The following is an 18,061-nucleotide window of genomic DNA, read 5'->3' on the forward strand; positions in this document are numbered from 1 at the left end:
TTATGGCTGAGCTGCCAACCTCTGTTCGTCCACCTCATGAATCGTGTTTGCGGCTATTTCTGCGCTTTTTGCGCTTTGGCTTTTTGGCGTGGGGCGGGCCTGTCGCCCAAATTGCCATGATTCGTCAAGAGTTGGTTGAGGAAGAACGCTGGATTGAGCGCGAGCATTTTAATCGGGTGCTGGCGGTGTATCAAGCCTTGCCCGGCCCCGAAGCCCATGAATTGTGTGTCTATTTTGGCATGGTTGCCCGTGGCCGAATTGGCGCTGTGCTGGCGGGATTGGGCTTTATGCTGCCTGGGTTTATCCTGATGCTTGGGCTTTCGTGGGCCTATGTGGCCTATGGCATGAGCGCAATTGGCATTGGGGCGATTTTGTTTGGCTTCAAGCCAGCAGTGGCAGCCTTGATTATTCGAGCTGTCCATAAAATTGGCGCGCATGCGTTGCTCAATCGTCAGCTCTGGGCAATTGCAATTTTTGCTGGTATTGCGACATTTATGGGTGTGCATTTTATTGCGATTCTGCTGCTGTCGGGCGTGGCCTATTGGCTGTTGCAAAAGCCGCAATTAAACAAAACTAGTTTGCATAGTTCGTGGTTGCCGCTGTTGGTACTGGCGGTTTTAGCTGCGCCCAGCGTGTTGAGTTTATTTGGTTATGGTTTACGCACGGGCTTGCTGACTTTTGGCGGCGCGTATACGGCGATTCCGTTTTTGCAGAACGATGCGGTGGTTGTTGGCGGTTGGATGACTAACGAACAGTTTATTGATGGCTTGGCACTCTCTGGGATTTTGCCAGCGCCATTGATTATTTTCTCGACCTTTGTGGGCTATCTTGGCGGTGGTTTTGCTGGAGCCTTGGCTTTGACCGCAGGCACATTTTTGCCAGCCTTTTTATTTACGATTCTTGGCCATCATTGGCTCGAACGCATTATTGCCAATGCGGCAACTCATGCCTTTCTCGATGGGATTACGGCAGCAGTGGTTGGCTTGATTACGGTTACAACCAGCCAAATTATTCTGGCTGCGTGGCCGCGTGAGTTGGCTCCAGCACTGCTGGCATTGCTCATCGCCGGGCTGAGTTTATGGTTACTTTATCGCTGGAAGGCCAAGTGGGCTACGGCGGCGGTGGTGCTTGGGGCGGGGGTTTTGGGGCTGCTCGCGTTGCTACTTTAAGCTTGAATCTTGGAGTATGCCCTCACCCCCCAACCCCCTCGCCCACTGAACGCGGGCGAGGGGGAGCACCCGTTTTCATCATAAATTATGTAAAAGCCACGCGATTAAATCCCCTCGCCCGCCGCGTGGGAGAGGGGTTGGGGTGAGGGAAGCTTATCGTCGTTTAGGCAATGACGCGCGGCGTAAGATCGAGCGTGCCTGCCAATAAATGAGCAACAGTTGTGCGCAAAACTGCTTGATCAAACGGCTTAGCAACAACCACATCTGCGCCGCGCAATTTGGCTTCAGCAGGATCGATCTGGCGTGCCCAGCCCGAGAGCATCATCGTGCGAATGCCATGTTCGCGCTCGCGAATGAAGCGCAACACGTCCCAGCCCATCATATCGGGCATACCAAGGTCGGTGATGACCAAATCGAACATCCCAGGCCGGAATTTGGCCAGTGCATCGCGGCCACTATCGGCGCTCACAACTTCGTGGCCCCACGCTGCCAACATGCGGCTCAGCGCAATCCGCACCAATTCTTCATCTTCGACGATCAAAATACTGCCGCGCACGTTGGGAATGTCGTGGTCGGTGGCTTCAACTTGGGCAAAATCGACTTCGAGCATTGGCAGCCAAATTGCGAAGTTGGTGCCGCGACCTTCGATGCTTTGGACTTCGATTCGGCCACTATGACGCGAAACGATTGCCGCTGAAACCGCTAGCCCCAAGCCATTGCCACGCTCGCCTTTGGTCGTAAAGAATGGATCGAAGATCCTTGCTTTGACTTCTTCGCTCATACCAACGCCGCTATCTGCCACCGAAACAAAGACTTCCGAGCCGCGCTGGCCAGTGGCGACCCGCAGCATACCGCCATTGGGCATAGCATCGACAGCATTGATAATTAAGTTGGTCAGCACTTCGCGCAATTCAGCAGCATGGCCCCGAATCGTTGGCACATTCAGAATTTCGCGTTGCAATTCGATGTTAACCCCTTGCTCTTGGGCGGCGTTACGCCAGCGCACTCTGGTCAAATCGAGTGCATCTTCGGCCAACTCGTGCAATTCAACCGGCGCGTCAATTTCGCCATCATCTTTGCGGGCAAAACGCTGAATCCGCTTGACGGTTTCGGCTCCATCTTTGGCGGCGCGTTCAATCACGCGCAGGGTTTCGCGTTGCTCAGGATTTTGCAATTCGCCCATCAACACCTGAACATTACCCAAAATGCCTGCCAACAAGTTGTTGAAATCGTGGGTAACGCCGCTGGCCAATTCGCCAAGTGCGCGTAATTTCTCGACGAACAGCAGGTGATCTTGGGTTTGCTCAAGTTGTTGCAAAGCTTGGGCGCGTTGGTTATACAAACGACCGTTGACCAAAGCAGTAGTCAGGAAGTGCGATAAACCGCCCAACAAACTGACTTGTTGTTCGTCAAAGGCATTCGGGCGGCGGCTGGTCAAATTCAGCGTGCCCAAGCGCACGTCGGCGGTGGTCAATGGCTGAATCAACAACGATTGAGCTTCATCGGCAAATGGCAATTGCAACGGCTGGCCGGTATGATGCTCGACCTCGGCGATATACACCGGATGGCCTGCTTCGTAGGCGGTGCGTAACGGCCCGTTGCCCTCGGTTTCTTGGCCAGCGCTCAACATGCCATAATCTGCATCGTTGGCCGCCAGCACTTGGAACATGTTGCTGCCCACATCATAGGTCGTGACGGTTGCTTGATCATAGGGAATAAGCTGGCGAATTTGCTGGAGTGCTGTATCCAAAATCCGCTTGAGATCAAGCGAGGTGCTGATTGCGCGGGCCAAATCGTTGATCGCGGTCAAATTGGTGGCGCGTTCGCGGGCATTGGCAAATAATTGGGCATTGCTCAGCGATGAGGCCAGTAATTCGGCTATATCACGCAAATGGTTGAGCGTTTCTTCATCGAGTTTTTGGCTGCTTTGGCTCAACAATACGCCAATAATATGCCCGCTATTCATCAACGGATGGGCAACTTGGGTTGCGACGGTGCTTGGCGAGGGCAATTCAGTATCAAATGGTGGCTGACGTTTGATGATAATTTGGCTTTCGGCAGCAGCTTCGGCGGCAATCCCCGCGCTGAGCGCCAGCCACAAGGTCGAAGTTTGCTCGATTTGCTCTGCTTTGCGCGTAACGCCGTGGCGCACCACAATACTGCTATTTTCAATCAAGCCAACGCCAACAAACGAAAGATCAAATTTTTTGACCAACGATCGCACAAAATCGTTGAGCAAGGTTTCAATTTCGAGCGTGCTATTGAGCAAGCGAGCCAATTTAAACACCGCTTCGTGGCGGCCTTGGGTTGTATGCAATTGGCTGGTTTGGCTGGTTAAGCTGGTTTGGCGCGCCAAGAGATGTTGGCGCAAGGCCTCAACTTTTTGCAAGGTGTTGTCAATCAGCGGGTCGCCCGAATTGCCCGCTTCAATTGCTTGATCGGGGTCGAACTCGCTTGGCAATTGTTCAAATGGCTTGCGAGTTTGGCGCACGCTGCGCATTGTCATAATCAGGGTTATCAGCGCCCCAACCACGGCGGCGGCCCCAATAACGCTATAGATAATCAATTGTTCGTTAGCATTGAGCGCACGTCCTTGGCGCTGCGCTTGATCAAATGACCACCAAAACCAAGCCAAACCGCCTGCGATCAGCAATAACGAAAGCGTTAAGCCAATCAGCAGAGCATTGCGAATCCGAGCAAGTGGCGAACGTCGCATACACACTTCTCAATAGTTGCTGCCAAAACAACAACGTGAGCCAATCCAAAAAGCTGAGCCAAGCTACTTAATTTCGGTGTTTGCACCAAGCGCTTGGCGTTGATGATCAGGGCTGGAATTGAGCCAACCCATTGCTTGCCATTCGGCATAGGCTGCATTGTACTGAAAAAGCCATGGTTTAGGCAAACGCGCAATCAGCCACGCTGGCAAGTGTTGGCCAACGTTTGCAATTAATGCAGCGCGACTAAACCGCAACCAATCGGCAATCCAGCGCAGCCAATCGCGCCAGCCCAACACTTGCCAAGCAACCTGCATAATGTTTGGGTAATAGGCCAGCGTGCCTAATACTACCCGATTATAGTCTTGCCACGTCATTTGATCTTGGAAGAAGCGCCGCGCAAGCTCGTAGCCCAAGTCGTTGAGCACATGGGCAAAGACATTTTGTAGTTCGTTGACATCCTGCGGGCGGCCCCATGGAGTCATAAAGCGGCTAAACACCCAATTCATGCTGACGTTGCTTTGGTAGGCACTGATCAGTCTCAGTTGTTGGGGCGTGGTTAATTGCTGTTGTAGCGCTTGTTCGAGCAAATCGGTGGTACGCTCAAGGTTGCGTACAAACGAACCAAAACCGCAAAAGGTTAATGGCGATTGTTGCGCTGATGCATCGCCCAAGGCCAAAATTCCTGCTAAGGGCTTGGGTTTGCTCAGGGCATGGCGGGCAGGAATATAGCCAAAAACTGGCCGCAGATGCTTAGCATTCGGTTGTAGTTGCTTGTAACTTGGCAATAATTCAAAATAATCTTCAAATAAATCGAGCAGCGAGTGCTGATACTGGGCTTTTGCACCAACCCGATCATAATAAAATACATAGACGGTCAGTTCGTGATCGCGGCCTGGAAAGCCTTCCCAAATCAATTGGCGATCAGCTTGGGTATCGGCAACGCTAATCAAAATATCGCCCAAGTTTTGGTCATGGTCTGCGCCGCTGAGCACCGTCCCAACAGTTGGGCAGATGCCTGCAAAGGGCTGGGTTGCAAGGGTCAATGGCGAGGTTGCACCCATGGCATCCATCAGCAAACGTGTTGCAATCACATGCGCTTGATCTGCCTTGCGTACAGCCACAACTGTTTGTTGGCGCTGTGGATCGTGATAAACATGCTCAAAACTGGTGGCATCCCAAATTGTGCCGCCAGCAGCCAAAAATTGTTGGCGCGCATACTTGAGCAACGCACCAGCATCAAGCGCAATATCCAAAACCTTGGGCAAGTGTAATTCGGCGGGCGCAACCGCTGAGCCAGCAGCGTGAAAGCGCACAACCCCATCGCTATAGCGCGCCATAATAATCTCGCGTTCGAGCGTTTCCCACGAGATAAAGCCAGTTGCCACCAAGCGTTCAAGCTCGGCCTGAGAAATATTCCATTCGCGATGAGCACAGCCAACTTCATGGCGATCAAACACCAAAACTCGCAGCCCTTTGCGGGCCATAATCGTGGCGTGTAGCAAGCCCAAGCCGCCACCAGCATAGACCAAATCAAACGCCGTATCGGCCTTGGGCAATTGATCGGTTTGGCTGTAGGGGAGATTTGGCCGCTGGCCCTGCTCAAACTGTTGCCAGCGTTGATCGAGTGCTTGAATCCGTTGCAGTTGATCGAGGGCGTTCATGGCTTGGAACGCTTGCCAAGTGCGCGGATGGCTCTCAGCAAGCTGGTTGCTTGCACGTGCTTGGTCGGGCCAAACTCCGCGCCAGCGTTGCAAAACATCAGCTAATTGGTTGTGTAGCCAGCGGCGGCGTTGCCAATAGTGCCATAATTTGAACGCTGTTTTGGGCCATTCGACGTGCAAGGTTGCCCGAATGTGGGTGCTGGAAACACTATCCAGCAATTCGAGCACCAAATCGGCTTTGAGGCTTGGTTGATCGCTACTTTGGGCTTGCCAATGCAAACGTTGCTGGAGATGCTTAGTGCTAATCTGCCAAGCCTGATCAGCCCAAAGCCAGCGGCCAGCAGCTTCCGATCCCAACAACCAGCCTGGCAGCTCGGCCAAGCGGGCATAAATTGTTGCTGGTGCTGCAGCCCATTCAAGATCATAGTGTGCGTAAACGTGCATAATTCCCACAATCGCAATAAAACATTCTGTGAGCTACTACGCAGGTGGGGTGCAGAATGCTTTAGCGCTAGAAACACAAACGCCGCCTTTATGTTAAAAGCGGCGTTGATGCTTGAGCTTGGAGCTTGGTCTAGCCAAATTCCAGCTGCATGCCTTCTTGAAAGAGATCCCAAATCAGCCAACAGATGGCATCTTGATCTTCCGTATGTAGATCGTCGATATATGATTTGGTGAGCTGAATAATATCTGGGCGACTGAGCAAATAGACGCGATGACCCATCGTTGCATACAGCCGCATCGACAATTCGTCGGCCAATTCAGTCAAGTCATCATCGATTAATCGTTCATCAGTCGAGCGTAAGCGACCACGCATCGGCCACCTCCAAGGGTATGAGTTAGTTTAAAACCTAGCGTGAGTAACCGCCAGGTCGATCCATGGGCGAGCGATCCATCGAAGTGGTATTGGTTGGCTTGGTGCCAGGGTTCATGGAGGTATCCATCAAACTATCGGCAACATAATCCAAGTACCCTTTGATGTCCTCGTTATCTTCTAACGCTGCGAAGGGTGTTACGGTTCCGCTAACTGCTTTAACACTTTGGGCTAGCTCTTTCATGGTAGTATCGATGCCGCGCACCAACCCACGCATAACCGAGGCTAGTTCTTCTTTTTCTTGGACAGTCAAATTAGCAAAACCGATCAACGCCTTCTCTTGAGCGCGGAGCAAGGTATTGCGTAAAATAGCAATATCGGCTTGGGTTTGCAATTCGTAGCGGCGTACCAAGTGCGCTTGGCGAATCTGTTCGACCAGTTCTTCGCTGCTGACTGGAGTCCACAACAATGCAGGAATAAAGATAAAGCCGATCAACCCGACCAACACTTGCAACAAGGTAATGTTGCTATCTTGGACGACTGCCTGAGTTTCCCACCATTGATATTGCAAGGTAAACGAGTAGTAGACCAGAATCAAGGCACAGACCACGACCACGACGTAGCCGAGGGTTCGGGCATTGATTTTTTGCAACAGCATGCCTGCTGGTGACCATGGAATCAAGAAGCTCACCAAGCTGGGCGGTGCTAAAACCAAAATCAATGTAAAGGAGCCAGCAATCAGCTTATTGGGGGTAAGAACGCTCTGAATGCCCCACCAATACACAGCCGATCCGACCATGGCGCATACGGCAAGCACAACCAAGAGGGTTTTCGCCGTAAACTGAAAACCGCCTCCTCGGTTGCGGCGCTGACCGCGAACCATTTCTAAATACCGACTGCTCATATGTACAGTCTCCTTCTGCCCTATTGTGGCGTAATATCGGGCGCAAGATAGACAAATGTTTCAATAACATCAGCGCCATAGCCAGCACGTCGAATCCGTTGGATCATGCTTGGTTCTAAGGTCAAGCCATAATCTACGTTAATCGTATATGGGATGGCTAAAGCAGCTAAACCACTCCAACGCAATCGAAACTCGCCGCTTGCGATGAGTGGAGAGCGAACCCAACCAAGGCCAACATATTGACCTGAGTTTGGATCATACCACCAAAGCATCACTGTGCCAGGTGCAGCATAGGTTGTTGGCTCGCTAAATTGCTGAACATCAACTTTCTGAGCCTCCCATGCGGCATTCCCGCTTGGTGGTGGGGTTAGTACAACCGTTGGTACCGCTAAGCTTGGCTCAACTGGCGCGCTGGTTGCAATAACTTGGCTGGTCGGGCCATCTTCAACGGCGGTTGGCACGAGAATTTGGGTTGGCTGACCAGAAACGTTGGTTTGTGATGGTACGGTTGGTTGAATGTTTGGGTTCGAGCCGCTCACGGTTGGATTGGCAGCAGTCAGGGTCAACGATTGAAGGTTTAACCCACCTGGTTGGGTACAACCAGCAAGACCTGTGCTAACGACAAAAAACCACAGCCACCGATGTACCGATGCTCGTTTCATGCGCTCTGTTGCGTACTGCCAAGCTCTGTGGAAGGTCGTCAATTGCTACCACCATCACTATCCAAATGTGGGCTGAGTTATGCCCTGCTCATGATGTACACACACATTAATTGAGGTGTCGCGAGCATGTGCAGATGAACATAATTATCAATGCCGCGCATTGAAATTATACTACAAGTTGGCTAGAGTTTTGTCAATGTTTTATTAGTCCTCTATTAGCCTATCCCTATGGGGGGAATTGGCCATTACAATGGGCTATTTTAGCAGCTTGCTGGCCCGATTCCCGATTTTGCTACGCCGTTTATCGCTGCTTGGAAGCAGCAATTATTGATTGACATGTCACCTCATGGGGGATACGATATACTTTAGCACGTCGATGTGTGTTTTATGCCAAAGGGATGCCATGAAAGCAATTGAATTTCATGAATTTGGAGCCTTGGCAGATGTGTTGCAGTTGGTCGAAAAGCCAACCCCAACCGCTGGCGCTGGCGAGGTTTTAGTCCGCCTAACCGCGCGCTCGATCAATCCATCTGATGTCTATACGATTCAAGGGACGTATGGGGTGCGCCCTAGCTTACCAGCAGTCCCAGGTAACGAGGCCGCTGGGGTGATCGAGGCGCTCGGCGAGGGCGTTACTGGCTGGTCTGTCGGCGATCGGGTGATCCTTATGCTCGGCGCAGTCGGGACCGAGGGCACTTGGCGCGAGTATGCCGTCGTCAAGCCGCAATTTTTGGTGCCAACTCCGGCAGCACTCAGCGATGCCCAAGCTGCTTGTACCTGGGTCAATTATTTGACCGCGTGGATTATGAGCGATGAATTGCAGTTGCAGCCCGACGAACCAGTCTTGGTAACTGCTGGCGCTTCGCATTTGGGCCGCGCGATGTTGCAATTGGCCGCAATTCGTGGCTTCAAAGTTGTGGCGACCGTGCGCAAAGCCGAACAAGCCCAAGCTTTGCTTGACGCTGGTGCACTTGGCGTAATCACCCATCCCGGCGACGATCTTGCCGAGCGCTGGAAGGAAATTACTGGTCAAAAAGGTATTGCCAAGGCGATTGATGCTGTTGCTGGCGAAACTGGCACAGCAGTATTCAATGCAATGGCTCCCTATGGTCAAATGATCGTTTATGGTTTGTTGAGCAACCAACCAATTCAAATTGATGGCCGCATTATCTTTAGCGAAGCGACAATTCGTGGTTTTTGGCTTGGCCGCTGGCTCAACCGCCAAACCCCGCAAGTGCTTGGCAAACTGATCGCTGATGTGAGTGCGATGTTTGCCGATGGTCGTTTGGCACCGCATGTTGATACCACGGTCGCCCTCGATGATCTGGCTGGGATCGTGCGTGTGGCAACCGAAGGCGGCACTGGTAAAGTCGTGATTACAGGCTAGGAGGCTTGTTGTGCATCCCAAATCCGCCAATCGCTTAGCTGGCTTTGGCACTTCAATTTTTAGTGAAATAAGCGCTTTGGCCGCGCAATATCAAGCGATCAATCTTGGCCAAGGCTTTCCTGATTTTGCTGGGCCTGCATTTTTAAAAGATGCTGCTTGTAGCGCCATCAATGCCGATCTCAACCAATATGCGCCAAGTACGGGTTTGCCAACCTTGCGAGCGGCGATTGCGCGGACATGGGAGCGTCACACCAAAGCCTCAGTCAATCCCGAGACGGAAATTACGGTCACCAGCGGGGCAACCGAAGCATTGTTTGCCACAATTATGGCCCTGATTAATCCAGGCGATGAGGTTATCATTTTTGAGCCATATTACGATGCCTACCCGCCGAATGTGCTGATGGCTGGCGGCATTCCACGCTATATTCGTTTGAGCGAGCCACGCTGGGATGTGGATTTTGCCCAAGTTCGGGCTGCGATTACGCCGCAAACCAAAGCCATCATTCTAAATACGCCACATAATCCGACTGGCAAAGTTTGGTCGCGGGCCGAATTAAACCAGTTGGCAGCAATTGCGATTGAGCATGATTTGCTGGTATTGAGCGATGAAGTCTATGATCGCTTGGTCTTTGAAGACCATCAGCATTGCTCGATTGCCACCTTACCTGGCATGTGGGAGCGCACGGTTACCATCAGCAGCACTGGCAAAACATTTAGCGTAACTGGTTGGAAAATTGGCTATGCAATTGCACCGAATCCGCTGACCGAGGCGATTCGGCGGGTGCATCAATTTGTGACGTTTGCCAGCGCCACGCCTTTGCAAGCGGCGGCGGTGGTTGGCTTGAATGCTGGTGAGCCATACGAACGCCAGTTATTACAATTTTATAGCGCCCGTCGAGCGCAATTGGTTAAGGCGCTGGGCGATGCTGGGTTGTATGTGTTGCCGCCGCAAGGCACCTATTTTGTGATGGCTGATATTCGCGATTTGGGCTGGGATAATGATGCAGAATTTTGCCGCCATCTAATTAGCGAAATTGGCGTGGCAGCGATTCCCCCATCAGCCTTCTATCACGATAATTATCAAGCGGGGATGGTGCGTTTCTGCTTTGCCAAAAAGCCCGAAACGATTGCCGCCGCAGCTGAAAAACTCAAGCGCTTAGGGAGCCGAAGCTGATGCGTTTTCCAAAATCTCAAGCATTGCAATTGCATTCCTGCTTCGAAGAATTGATTCCAGGCAGGATGCATAGCAGCGGGCAGCGCTTTTTGCCCTTAGTTGTGCTGGGTTTTAAGCAAGTGCGCTTAGGCGTTGTTGATCGCCATAATCATGTGAATCAGGCCCATGCGGGCCGCTATGGCAAGGCGCAGTTGGTGTTTCAGCTGAGCCGAGTCGCCTTGCAACCAGCAGATACCCAGCGCATGGCAATCGAGCCAGAGGTTGGCAATGGCTTGAGCACCATGCCGCTGGCCTATGGCTGCATCCAAGATTTAATTACTTGGGAGCGGCGCGATGATTTGGGCTATGCAGTGAGCTATGTCGAAGCAATTATTGCGGTTGGCATTGGCAGCATTGGTTTGCGCACGACCATAACCGGCCCAAACGTGGCCAAATTGCCCAATGAGCAGCTGCAAACTGGCGATTGGGTTGTGCTCAGCAATTCACGGATCGATATTTTGGGCTTCGAGCCTGATTAGTTTTTGATCCACGAAGGACACGAAGCCTAATTTTTTGATCCACGAAGAGCACGAAGAGCACGAAGCCTGAAACCACGAAGATCGCGAAGGTTAATTTTTTGATCCACGTAAGGTTAAGTTTTTTCGCCACAGATTGGCACAGATTCGTGGGATTATGTTCATGCTAGCCAAGAGCCTAATCCCTCGCCCCTGAATCCTGATCCCTCGTATCCTCTGCGCCGCTGCGTTAAAGCTGACCCCTTATTGAAACCGCGAAGGGCGCAAAGAACGCGAAGGGCTATGGGCTTTTTGACTTTTGACTTTTGCCTTTTGACTTCATCCCTCGCCCCTGAATCCTGACCTCTGAATCCTCTCCCAATTTTGCCTTTTGCCTTTTGCCTTCATCCTTCATAATTTCAATGGTGGCACACTTTCTGCATTTACTTACTAGCAGAACAGGTTTACAACTGTCGATTACAAACAGAAAAACGCTGGCACACTTTCTGCATTACAGCAACAGTAGAACAACAAGTACATTGATAGGAAACTAAACAATGTACAACTACTGAAAAAGAAATGCTGGCACACTTTCTGCATAAGCAATCACAGTAGTAACAACAAGCACTATTTGAAAAAACTAATGGAGGAATCACAATGTTTTCACTTATCGCTTGGCTTATCTTCGGCGCATTGATCGGTTGGGTCGCTAGCAAAATTATGAACACTGATGCTCAACAAGGCGCAGTATTGAATATTGTTGTCGGGATCATTGGTGCATTCATCGGCGGTTTTTTGGTCAATCGCGACGTGACCGCTAATGTGTTCAACTTGTGGAGCGTCTTGACCTCGTTGATTGGCGCAGTTGTCTTACTCGCAATCGTCAACTTGGTCCAACGTGGCCGCGTTCGCTAAGTTTTGAAGCTTACTTAATTAGTATCAACAAGCACTGATATTGAATTAACTATTTGGAGGAATCTATAATGTTTTCACTTATTGCATGGCTTATCTTCGGCGCATTGATCGGTTGGGTTGCTAGCAAAATTATGAACACCGATGCTCAACAAGGCACAGTATTGAATATTGTTGTCGGTATCATCGGAGCATTCATTGGCGGTTTTTTGATCAACCGCGACGTGACCGCTAACGTGTTCAACGTGTGGAGCGTCTTGACCTCGTTGATTGGTGCAGTCGTCTTGCTTGGGATTGTAAACCTCTTCCAACGTGGACGCGTCCGCTAAGCCACAACTGGCTCTGATCTGTGGAATCGCTAGTGATACAACGTCGTATCGCTAGCGATTTTTGTTTAACTACAGGCGGCAACAAAGCGATAGCCTTGGGCGGCTAGCTCAGGCAGCAGAATTTCCAAGGCCTCGATTGTTTGTTGGCGCGAACCACCGCCATCATGCAGCAACACCACGGCTCCATCACGCACTTGGCTACGAATTCGGGCCACAATTTCCTCAGTACCTGGTTGTTTCCAATCAGCGCTATCCACATCCCATAACACCATTCGCAAACCTAGTTGATTGGCGTTGGCAGCAATTTGCTGGTTGTGCTTGCCATAGGGTGGCCGAAAACAATTGCTCGCGGTTGCGCCCAACAGTGCTTGGGTTGCGCTCAGCTCATTTAATACGCTTGCTTGATCAAGCTGGGTTAGGTCGGGGTGGCTCCAGCTATGATTCGCCAGCAGATGGCCAGCTAAGCGTTGTTGTTCAATGATTTCGGGATAGGCTTGGGCATTGCGTCCGAGCACAAAGAACGTGGCTTGAGCATTATGCTGGGCCAGCAAATCAAGTATTTTGGGTGTCCAGGTTGGGTCGGGGCCATCATCAAAGGTCAAATACACCACTTTATTGCTGGTTTGGGTTGATTGCATTGGCGGAACCTCGGTTGCTTGCGGCGTATAGGTTGGCCCAATGGTAATTGTGGCGGCAACTGGCTGGGCCAAACGCCATGTGATGGTTGGTCTTGGGGTTGGGGCGCTGGAACCACAACCAATTAAAAGCCAAAGTAGCCCAATTAACACCAAGCTATGGCGGCAGGCGTGGCGCTTTCTGCTATAATCGCTGCTAGTAATCTGCATCAAAACGATTAAAAACCAGTCAAAGGATTATAAATGACCAGCGAACGTCCAAGTATTTCGGTCTTCTTTCCTGCCTATAACGATGCTGGCACCATTGGTAGCTTGGTGATCACAGCATTTCACGTTTTACCCGAGCTCACCGATGATTATGAAGTGATCGTGGTTAACGATGGTAGCAGTGATTATACCGCGCAAGTGCTTGATGATTTAGCCACCAAATATCCACGTTTTCGCCCAATTCACCACCCCAAAAATCGCGGTTACGGCGGAGCATTACGCACCGGCTTTGCTTCAGCCACCAAAGATTTGGTGTTTTATACCGATGGCGATGCCCAATACGACCCCAATGAATTACGTGATTTGTACCAAGTGCTAACCCCTGAGGTTGATATTGTGAACGGCTACAAGATTGCTCGTTCTGACCCATTGCATCGGAAAATTATTGGCCGAATCTATCACCATGGGGTCAAATTTTTATTTGGCTTTAAATTGCGTGATGTTGATTGCGATTTTCGTTTGATTCGGCGTAATGTTTTCGATGTGGTCAATCTCGAATCGGATAGCGGCACAATCTGTTTGGAATTGGTGAAAAAGTTGCAGGATGCAGGCTTTAATTTCGCTGAAGTGCCAGTCCATCACTATCATCGGACGTATGGCAAATCACAGTTTTTTAATTTCCCCCGTTTGTGGCGCACCCTGATTCAGTTGTTGCAGCTGTGGTGGAAATTGGTCATCCTCGGTAAACATCTTAAGGAACAAGCTGCTCGCCAACGCGCGCTTGGGCGTGACGTAGGCTAAATGGCTCGTATGGAGGTTGTGTGATACAGCAGGCATTTCGCGGCAAGCGCTGTTTGATTACTGGCGGTTTGGGTTTTATTGGCTCGAATTTAGCCTTTCGCTTGGTCGATTTAGGCGCAGACGTTGTGATCGTTGATTCATTGGTGCCAGAGTATGGCGGCAATATGGCCAATGTGCACGGCTTGGCCGACCACGTTCGGATTAATATTGCCGATGTGCGCGACCAACATTCGTTGCAATATTTGGTGCAAGGCCAAGACTATCTGTTTAATTTAGCTGGTCAGGTTAGTCATATTGATTCAATGGAGAATCCCTTCAACGACCTGGATATTAATTGTCGTGCGCAGCTTTCGATTTTGGAAGCTTGTCGCCACAATAATCCTGCGATCAAAATTGTCTTTGCCAGCACCCGCCAAATCTATGGCCGCCCCGATTATGTGCCAGTCGATGAGCAGCATCTGTTGCACCCAACCGATGTTAATGGCATCAACAAAATGGCTGGTGAGTGGTATCACATTCTCTACAATAATGTCTATGGGATTCGGGCCTGTGCCTTGCGCATGACCAACACCTATGGGCCGCGCATGTTGGTACGCCATGCCCGCCAAACAGCGTTGGGCTGGTTTGTGCGCCAAGCGCTCGACGACGAAGTGATTAGCATTTATGGCGATGGCGAGCAGCAACGCGATTATACCTATGTCGATGATGCGGTTGAAGCCTTTTTGTTGGCTGCAATCAACCCTGCCGCCGATGGCCAAGTGTTTAATCTTGGTGGCCCTGAGCCAATTAGCCATTTGCAGTTGATTTCGACCTTGACGGAAGTGGCGGGCACTGGCTCGTATCGGCTTGTGCCGTTTCCTCCCGAAAAAGCCCGCATCGATATTGGCAGCGTGTATAGCGATTATCGCCGGATTCAAGCGGTTTTGGGCTGGCAACCAACCACCAGTTTGCGCCAAGGTTTAGAGCATACGGTCAGCTTTTATCGCGATTTTCGCGAAGCCTATTGGTAGTTTCTACCTTTACCCCTAACCCCTCTCCCACTTCTAAGGGAGAGGGGAAATTATTTAGTTTGGTTATGCAATGTCAACAACGTCTGCGCCTTCAATCGATCAGCAATTGCGTGTCGCCATGCTTTGTCGGGCGGTTTTTCCGTTGCACGGCTTTGGTGGCATCGAACGCCATGTTTTTCATTTGGTCACCCATTTGAGCGATTTGGGCGTTAAGCTCGATCTCTGGACGCAAACGATTCCCGATGATGCCCCAAGCTCAGGCACAGCCTATGCGCGCTTGTGCCAAAACCCGTTGATTCGCGTGCATGAAACCCGCTATGATCGCACCAGCCCGTGGTTGCGACCAAATAGCATTCTTGGCCGCCAAATTAATTATCCAATTTTTACTTGGCAGCAGGCGAGCGCAGTGACCAAAACTGCCCAGCAAGGCCAGATTGACATAGTGCATACGCAAGGCTTGTGTGCCTTGGGCTGGGGCTTGGTGCGCCAACAGCAGCCACATTTGCGCCGCATTCCCCATATTGCCAACCCGCATGGTATGGAAGAATATAAGAATGTTGATTGGCGCAAGCAGCTGGCCTATGCTCCGTTTCGCGCCCAGTATTCATGGAGCCATCGCCAAGCAGATTGTGCGATTGCCACCGATGCTTGCACTGCCGATGATCTACCGCATTTCTTAGGCGTTGATCCTGCGCGGGTGGCGGTCTTGCCCTCGGCAATTGATGTTGCTGAAGCCTTGGAACAGGTAGATGCTGAATTGGGCCATGCGCTGGCGCAACGCTTGGATTTAGCCAACAACGAGGTGGTGTTTTTAACCGTCAGTCGTTTGGAGCGCAACAAGGGCTATCATCTGTTGCTGGCGGCCTTGGCCGAACTGCGCGACGTGTTGCCTCCAAACTGGCGCTTGTTGATGGTTGGCACTGGCAAAGAGCAGCCAGCGCTGGAGCAACAAGCCCAAAATCTGGGCTTGTTGCAACATGTCAGCCTGCTCGGTCGTCTGAGTGATCGTGAATTGCATTCATTGTATGAACATGTCGATTTGTTCATTCATCCAACCTTGTATGAAGGTTCGTCGTTGGTCACGCTTGAAGCGATGATTCATCGCTTGCCGGTGGTAGCAACCGCTGCTGGCGGCATTCCCGATAAAGTTATCAGCGGCCATAATGGCTTGTTGGTGCCAGCGAACAATCAACGGGCTTTGGCCAATGCGCTGCGTTTAGCGCTCGATTTGCGCCAATACTGGCCGCAATGGGGTGCTGCAGGAGCAGCGATTGTGCGTCGGAGTTTTGATTGGCCGGTTGTGGCGCGGCAAACCCTTGCCACCTACCACGAACTTTTGCAAGCTCGCTCTTTGCGTGGAGGATTCCAATGAGTTTTCGTACCCCTCAGCCCTCGTCATCACAATCTGCTCCATCGTCGCCGCCATCACCTCCCATTCCAACAATGCAACTTCCCGAACTGCTGCAAGCCTCGATTGCCTTGGCTGGCAAGCCGAGCGAACCGCCATTTGGCCTTGTGCGCGGGCGTGGCTCGCTCAAAAACGCCTTGATCTATGTCGCGATTGGAGCGTTTGTCAGCGGTTTGTTGTTGTTGGTAATTGAGATGTTAGTTAATCACGCTCCGGGCAAGCAGGCTTCCCTGTTGCTGCTGATTAATGTCATTGGGCATACTGCTGGTTTTGCGGCCTTGATTTCGTTTATTGCCCAACGTCAGCGCCTCAGTTTTCGCCAGCGTGATGAATTTGCCACTGCTTTAGCCATGGCTTGGCCACCAATTATGTTGGTGGTTGGCGGCGTTTTCTATTTGCTAACGAGCTTTGTGAGCTTTGTCGGGGCAATTTCGGGCTTGGCTTTGAGTTTGTTGTTTATGGTTGCGACTTTAAAGGCGCTGCGGGTGCTTTTTTCCAAGCCCTATGAAGAAACCTTCGTTAGCGTTGCTTATGGTTTACTGTTCTATAATCTAATTCTGAGTTTTATAGGGTATTTGGTTGGCCAAATTTTATAACATCCGCGATGATTTGGGTCGTGAATTGCGCTTCGAGCACGTGCCACAGCGTATTGTCTGCTTGGTGCCAAGCCTAACCGAGTATCTTTTTTGGTTGGGCTTGGCCGAGCACATTGTCGGTATCACCGATTATTGTATTGTGCCCGCCGAACAGGTGGCAACAGTACCCAAAGTGCGGGGCACGAAAAATCCCAATTGCGAGCAGATTATTGCGCTTGCACCCGACCTAATTATCGCCAACAAGGAAGAAAATCGTCAGCGCGATATTGCGGCACTCGAAGCTGCTGGCTTGACGATTTATGTTAGCGATATTGATAGCGTGCAGCAGGCCATGGCTTGCTTGCAAACCATTGCTCGCATGCTTGGGCGCAGCGAGCAGGCTAAGCCCTTGATCGACGCGATTCAGGCTGAGCTGGCGCTTGCGCCTATTCGACAACAACGGGTAGCAACGGCGATTTGGCGCGACCCATGGATGTGGGTTGGCAAAGCGACCTACGCCGCCGATTTGTTAGCCTGTTGCGGGGCCAGTAATTGTTTAGTCGATCCAGCGGGACGCTATCCACGCTTGGAATTGGCTGAAATTGCGGCCTTGCAACCAGATCGAATTTTACTCCCCGACGAACCATATAGCTTTAGCCAAGCAGATGCTGCTGAATTGCAGGGCTTGGCTCCTCAAATTAATTGCTGCGATGGCCAATTGCTCACCTGGTATGGCCCGCGGATTCCGTTGGCTTTGCAAAGCTATCGTCGCTTATTAAGTGGCGATTGATATTTAGTTGGTTTGGCTGGCTTGACGGCTTTTGGTATCCACAATCGTATCGCGATACTCCTGACCCCAATCACGCATCAGAAACAGAATTGGCCGCAAACTCTCGCCAAACTCCGTCAGGGCATATTCGACCCGTGGCGGCACTTCGGCATACACCGTGCGGCTAATCACACCATCGGCTTCGAGTTCGCGCAGTTGCAAGGTCAACATACGCTGGGTAATTTCGGGCAAAAAGCGTTGCAATTGGCTAAAGCGCTTCTTGCCATCGCACAAATGAAACAAAATCACACACTTCCACTTGCCACCAATTACCGCAATAGTTGCCTCAACCGGGCACGAATAGCTGAACCCATAATCATGACACATACGATTTAGCCCTTTACAATCCAATAGTATCAATTTTGTTAGTACA

The 18,061-nt window shown here is 51.1% G+C and carries 18 protein-coding genes; 11 read left to right on the forward strand and 7 right to left on the reverse strand.

All coding sequences use genetic code 11. The annotated features are described in order from the left end of the window. Positions 1–2: 2 nt before the first annotated feature. A complete protein-coding gene (gene chrA / locus C5S61_RS22135; RefSeq protein ID WP_110518969.1) occupies positions 3–1,169 on the forward strand; it encodes a chromate efflux transporter in 1,167 nt (388 codons plus the stop codon). Positions 1,170–1,332: 163 nt separating this feature from the next. Here the strand turns inward: chrA and C5S61_RS22140 are convergent, their stop codons facing one another. From C5S61_RS22140 to C5S61_RS22160, 5 genes are all read right to left on the reverse strand, one after another. Continuing rightward, a complete protein-coding gene (locus C5S61_RS22140; RefSeq protein ID WP_110518971.1) occupies positions 1,333–3,885 on the reverse strand; it encodes a hybrid sensor histidine kinase/response regulator in 2,553 nt (850 codons plus the stop codon). Positions 3,886–3,948: 63 nt separating this feature from the next. Beyond that, the gene (locus C5S61_RS22145; protein WP_110518973.1) at positions 3,949–5,991 is read right to left on the reverse strand and encodes an NAD(P)/FAD-dependent oxidoreductase; all 2,043 of its coding nucleotides are present in this window, start codon (positions 5,989–5,991) and stop codon (positions 3,949–3,951) included. Positions 5,992–6,121: 130 nt separating this feature from the next. Beyond that, positions 6,122–6,364, reverse strand: a complete 243-nt coding sequence (locus C5S61_RS22150; RefSeq protein ID WP_054536469.1) for a hypothetical protein — start codon at positions 6,362–6,364, stop codon at positions 6,122–6,124. Between the two features lie 34 nt (positions 6,365–6,398). Next, the gene (locus C5S61_RS22155; RefSeq protein ID WP_054536470.1) at positions 6,399–7,265 is read right to left on the reverse strand and encodes a hypothetical protein; all 867 of its coding nucleotides are present in this window, start codon (positions 7,263–7,265) and stop codon (positions 6,399–6,401) included. A 20-nt stretch (positions 7,266–7,285) separates the two neighbouring features. Then, a complete protein-coding gene (locus C5S61_RS22160) occupies positions 7,286–7,927 on the reverse strand; it encodes a RodZ family helix-turn-helix domain-containing protein (protein ID WP_110518974.1) in 642 nt (213 codons plus the stop codon). Positions 7,928–8,330: 403 nt separating this feature from the next. On the opposite strand from C5S61_RS22160, the gene C5S61_RS22165 reads away from it, so the two are divergent. The 5 genes from C5S61_RS22165 to C5S61_RS22185 all read left to right on the forward strand — a co-directional run bounded on the left by C5S61_RS22165 (position 8,331) and on the right by C5S61_RS22185 (position 12,223). Then, on the forward strand, positions 8,331–9,314 hold the full coding sequence (locus C5S61_RS22165; protein WP_164689721.1) for a zinc-dependent alcohol dehydrogenase family protein: 984 nt from the start codon (positions 8,331–8,333) through the stop codon (positions 9,312–9,314). 10 nt (positions 9,315–9,324) lie between these two features. After that, the gene (locus C5S61_RS22170) at positions 9,325–10,488 is read left to right on the forward strand and encodes a methionine aminotransferase (protein WP_110518978.1); all 1,164 of its coding nucleotides are present in this window, start codon (positions 9,325–9,327) and stop codon (positions 10,486–10,488) included. Next, on the forward strand, positions 10,488–11,006 hold the full coding sequence (locus C5S61_RS22175; protein ID WP_110518980.1) for a hypothetical protein: 519 nt from the start codon (positions 10,488–10,490) through the stop codon (positions 11,004–11,006). Before C5S61_RS22170 ends, C5S61_RS22175 begins: the two co-directional genes overlap by 1 nt. 633 nt (positions 11,007–11,639) lie before the next feature. Continuing rightward, the gene (locus C5S61_RS22180; protein ID WP_054536475.1) at positions 11,640–11,897 is read left to right on the forward strand and encodes a GlsB/YeaQ/YmgE family stress response membrane protein; all 258 of its coding nucleotides are present in this window, start codon (positions 11,640–11,642) and stop codon (positions 11,895–11,897) included. A gap of 68 nt (positions 11,898–11,965) precedes the next feature. Continuing rightward, a complete protein-coding gene (locus C5S61_RS22185) occupies positions 11,966–12,223 on the forward strand; it encodes a GlsB/YeaQ/YmgE family stress response membrane protein (RefSeq protein WP_110518982.1) in 258 nt (85 codons plus the stop codon). Between the two features lie 65 nt (positions 12,224–12,288). Here the strand turns inward: C5S61_RS22185 and C5S61_RS22190 are convergent, their stop codons facing one another. Further along, positions 12,289–13,068, reverse strand: a complete 780-nt coding sequence (locus C5S61_RS22190; RefSeq protein ID WP_240614553.1) for a polysaccharide deacetylase family protein — start codon at positions 13,066–13,068, stop codon at positions 12,289–12,291. A gap of 33 nt (positions 13,069–13,101) precedes the next feature. Here C5S61_RS22190 and C5S61_RS22195 point away from each other — a divergent pair, with 33 nt between their 5' ends. The 5 genes from C5S61_RS22195 to C5S61_RS22215 all read left to right on the forward strand — a co-directional run bounded on the left by C5S61_RS22195 (position 13,102) and on the right by C5S61_RS22215 (position 17,649). Then, positions 13,102–13,866 carry a glycosyltransferase family 2 protein gene (locus tag C5S61_RS22195; protein WP_054536478.1) on the forward strand — a complete coding sequence of 255 codons (765 nt, stop codon included), beginning with the start codon at positions 13,102–13,104 and terminating at the stop codon, positions 13,864–13,866. Between the two features lie 20 nt (positions 13,867–13,886). Continuing rightward, the gene (locus C5S61_RS22200; protein WP_110518984.1) at positions 13,887–14,876 is read left to right on the forward strand and encodes an NAD-dependent epimerase/dehydratase family protein; all 990 of its coding nucleotides are present in this window, start codon (positions 13,887–13,889) and stop codon (positions 14,874–14,876) included. A 70-nt stretch (positions 14,877–14,946) separates the two neighbouring features. After that, positions 14,947–16,248, forward strand: a complete 1,302-nt coding sequence (locus C5S61_RS22205; RefSeq protein ID WP_110518985.1) for a glycosyltransferase family 4 protein — start codon at positions 14,947–14,949, stop codon at positions 16,246–16,248. Next, complete coding sequence (locus tag C5S61_RS22210) at positions 16,245–16,880, forward strand: hypothetical protein (RefSeq protein WP_110518987.1); 636 nt, start codon at positions 16,245–16,247, stop codon at positions 16,878–16,880. The genes C5S61_RS22205 and C5S61_RS22210 overlap by 4 nt, the downstream gene beginning before the upstream one ends. Beyond that, positions 16,864–17,649: a helical backbone metal receptor gene (locus C5S61_RS22215; protein WP_205701459.1), complete on the forward strand. Its 786-nt coding sequence runs from the start codon at positions 16,864–16,866 to the stop codon at positions 17,647–17,649. Before C5S61_RS22210 ends, C5S61_RS22215 begins: the two co-directional genes overlap by 17 nt. Positions 17,650–17,652: 3 nt before the next feature. Here the strand turns inward: C5S61_RS22215 and C5S61_RS22220 are convergent, their stop codons facing one another. Then, the gene (locus tag C5S61_RS22220) at positions 17,653–18,039 is read right to left on the reverse strand and encodes a winged helix-turn-helix transcriptional regulator (RefSeq protein ID WP_439109060.1); all 387 of its coding nucleotides are present in this window, start codon (positions 18,037–18,039) and stop codon (positions 17,653–17,655) included. Positions 18,040–18,061 lie beyond the last annotated feature (22 nt).

Origin of the sequence: Herpetosiphon llansteffanensis, from assembly GCF_003205875.1 — a bacterium.
GTDB lineage: Bacteria > Chloroflexota > Chloroflexia > Chloroflexales > Herpetosiphonaceae > Herpetosiphon > Herpetosiphon llansteffanensis.

Excerpts from the sequence above, each read along its gene's own strand:
- chrA (WP_110518969.1), top strand. The coding sequence starts at position 3 with ATGGCTGAGCTGCCAACCTCTGTTCGTCCACCTCATGAATCGTGTTTG.
- C5S61_RS22140 (WP_110518971.1), bottom strand. The coding sequence starts at position 3,885 with ATGCGACGTTCGCCACTTGCTCGGATTCGCAATGCTCTGCTGATTGGC.
- C5S61_RS22145 (WP_110518973.1), bottom strand. The coding sequence starts at position 5,991 with ATGCACGTTTACGCACACTATGATCTTGAATGGGCTGCAGCACCAGCA.
- C5S61_RS22150 (WP_054536469.1), bottom strand. The coding sequence starts at position 6,364 with ATGCGTGGTCGCTTACGCTCGACTGATGAACGATTAATCGATGATGAC.
- C5S61_RS22155 (WP_054536470.1), bottom strand. The coding sequence starts at position 7,265 with ATGAGCAGTCGGTATTTAGAAATGGTTCGCGGTCAGCGCCGCAACCGA.
- C5S61_RS22160 (WP_110518974.1), bottom strand. The coding sequence starts at position 7,927 with ATGAAACGAGCATCGGTACATCGGTGGCTGTGGTTTTTTGTCGTTAGC.
- C5S61_RS22165 (WP_164689721.1), top strand. The coding sequence starts at position 8,331 with ATGAAAGCAATTGAATTTCATGAATTTGGAGCCTTGGCAGATGTGTTG.
- C5S61_RS22175 (WP_110518980.1), top strand. The coding sequence starts at position 10,488 with ATGCGTTTTCCAAAATCTCAAGCATTGCAATTGCATTCCTGCTTCGAA.
- C5S61_RS22180 (WP_054536475.1), top strand. The coding sequence starts at position 11,640 with ATGTTTTCACTTATCGCTTGGCTTATCTTCGGCGCATTGATCGGTTGG.
- C5S61_RS22185 (WP_110518982.1), top strand. The coding sequence starts at position 11,966 with ATGTTTTCACTTATTGCATGGCTTATCTTCGGCGCATTGATCGGTTGG.
- C5S61_RS22190 (WP_240614553.1), bottom strand. The coding sequence starts at position 13,068 with ATGCAGATTACTAGCAGCGATTATAGCAGAAAGCGCCACGCCTGCCGC.
- C5S61_RS22195 (WP_054536478.1), top strand. The coding sequence starts at position 13,102 with ATGACCAGCGAACGTCCAAGTATTTCGGTCTTCTTTCCTGCCTATAAC.
- C5S61_RS22205 (WP_110518985.1), top strand. The coding sequence starts at position 14,947 with ATGTCAACAACGTCTGCGCCTTCAATCGATCAGCAATTGCGTGTCGCC.
- C5S61_RS22210 (WP_110518987.1), top strand. The coding sequence starts at position 16,245 with ATGAGTTTTCGTACCCCTCAGCCCTCGTCATCACAATCTGCTCCATCG.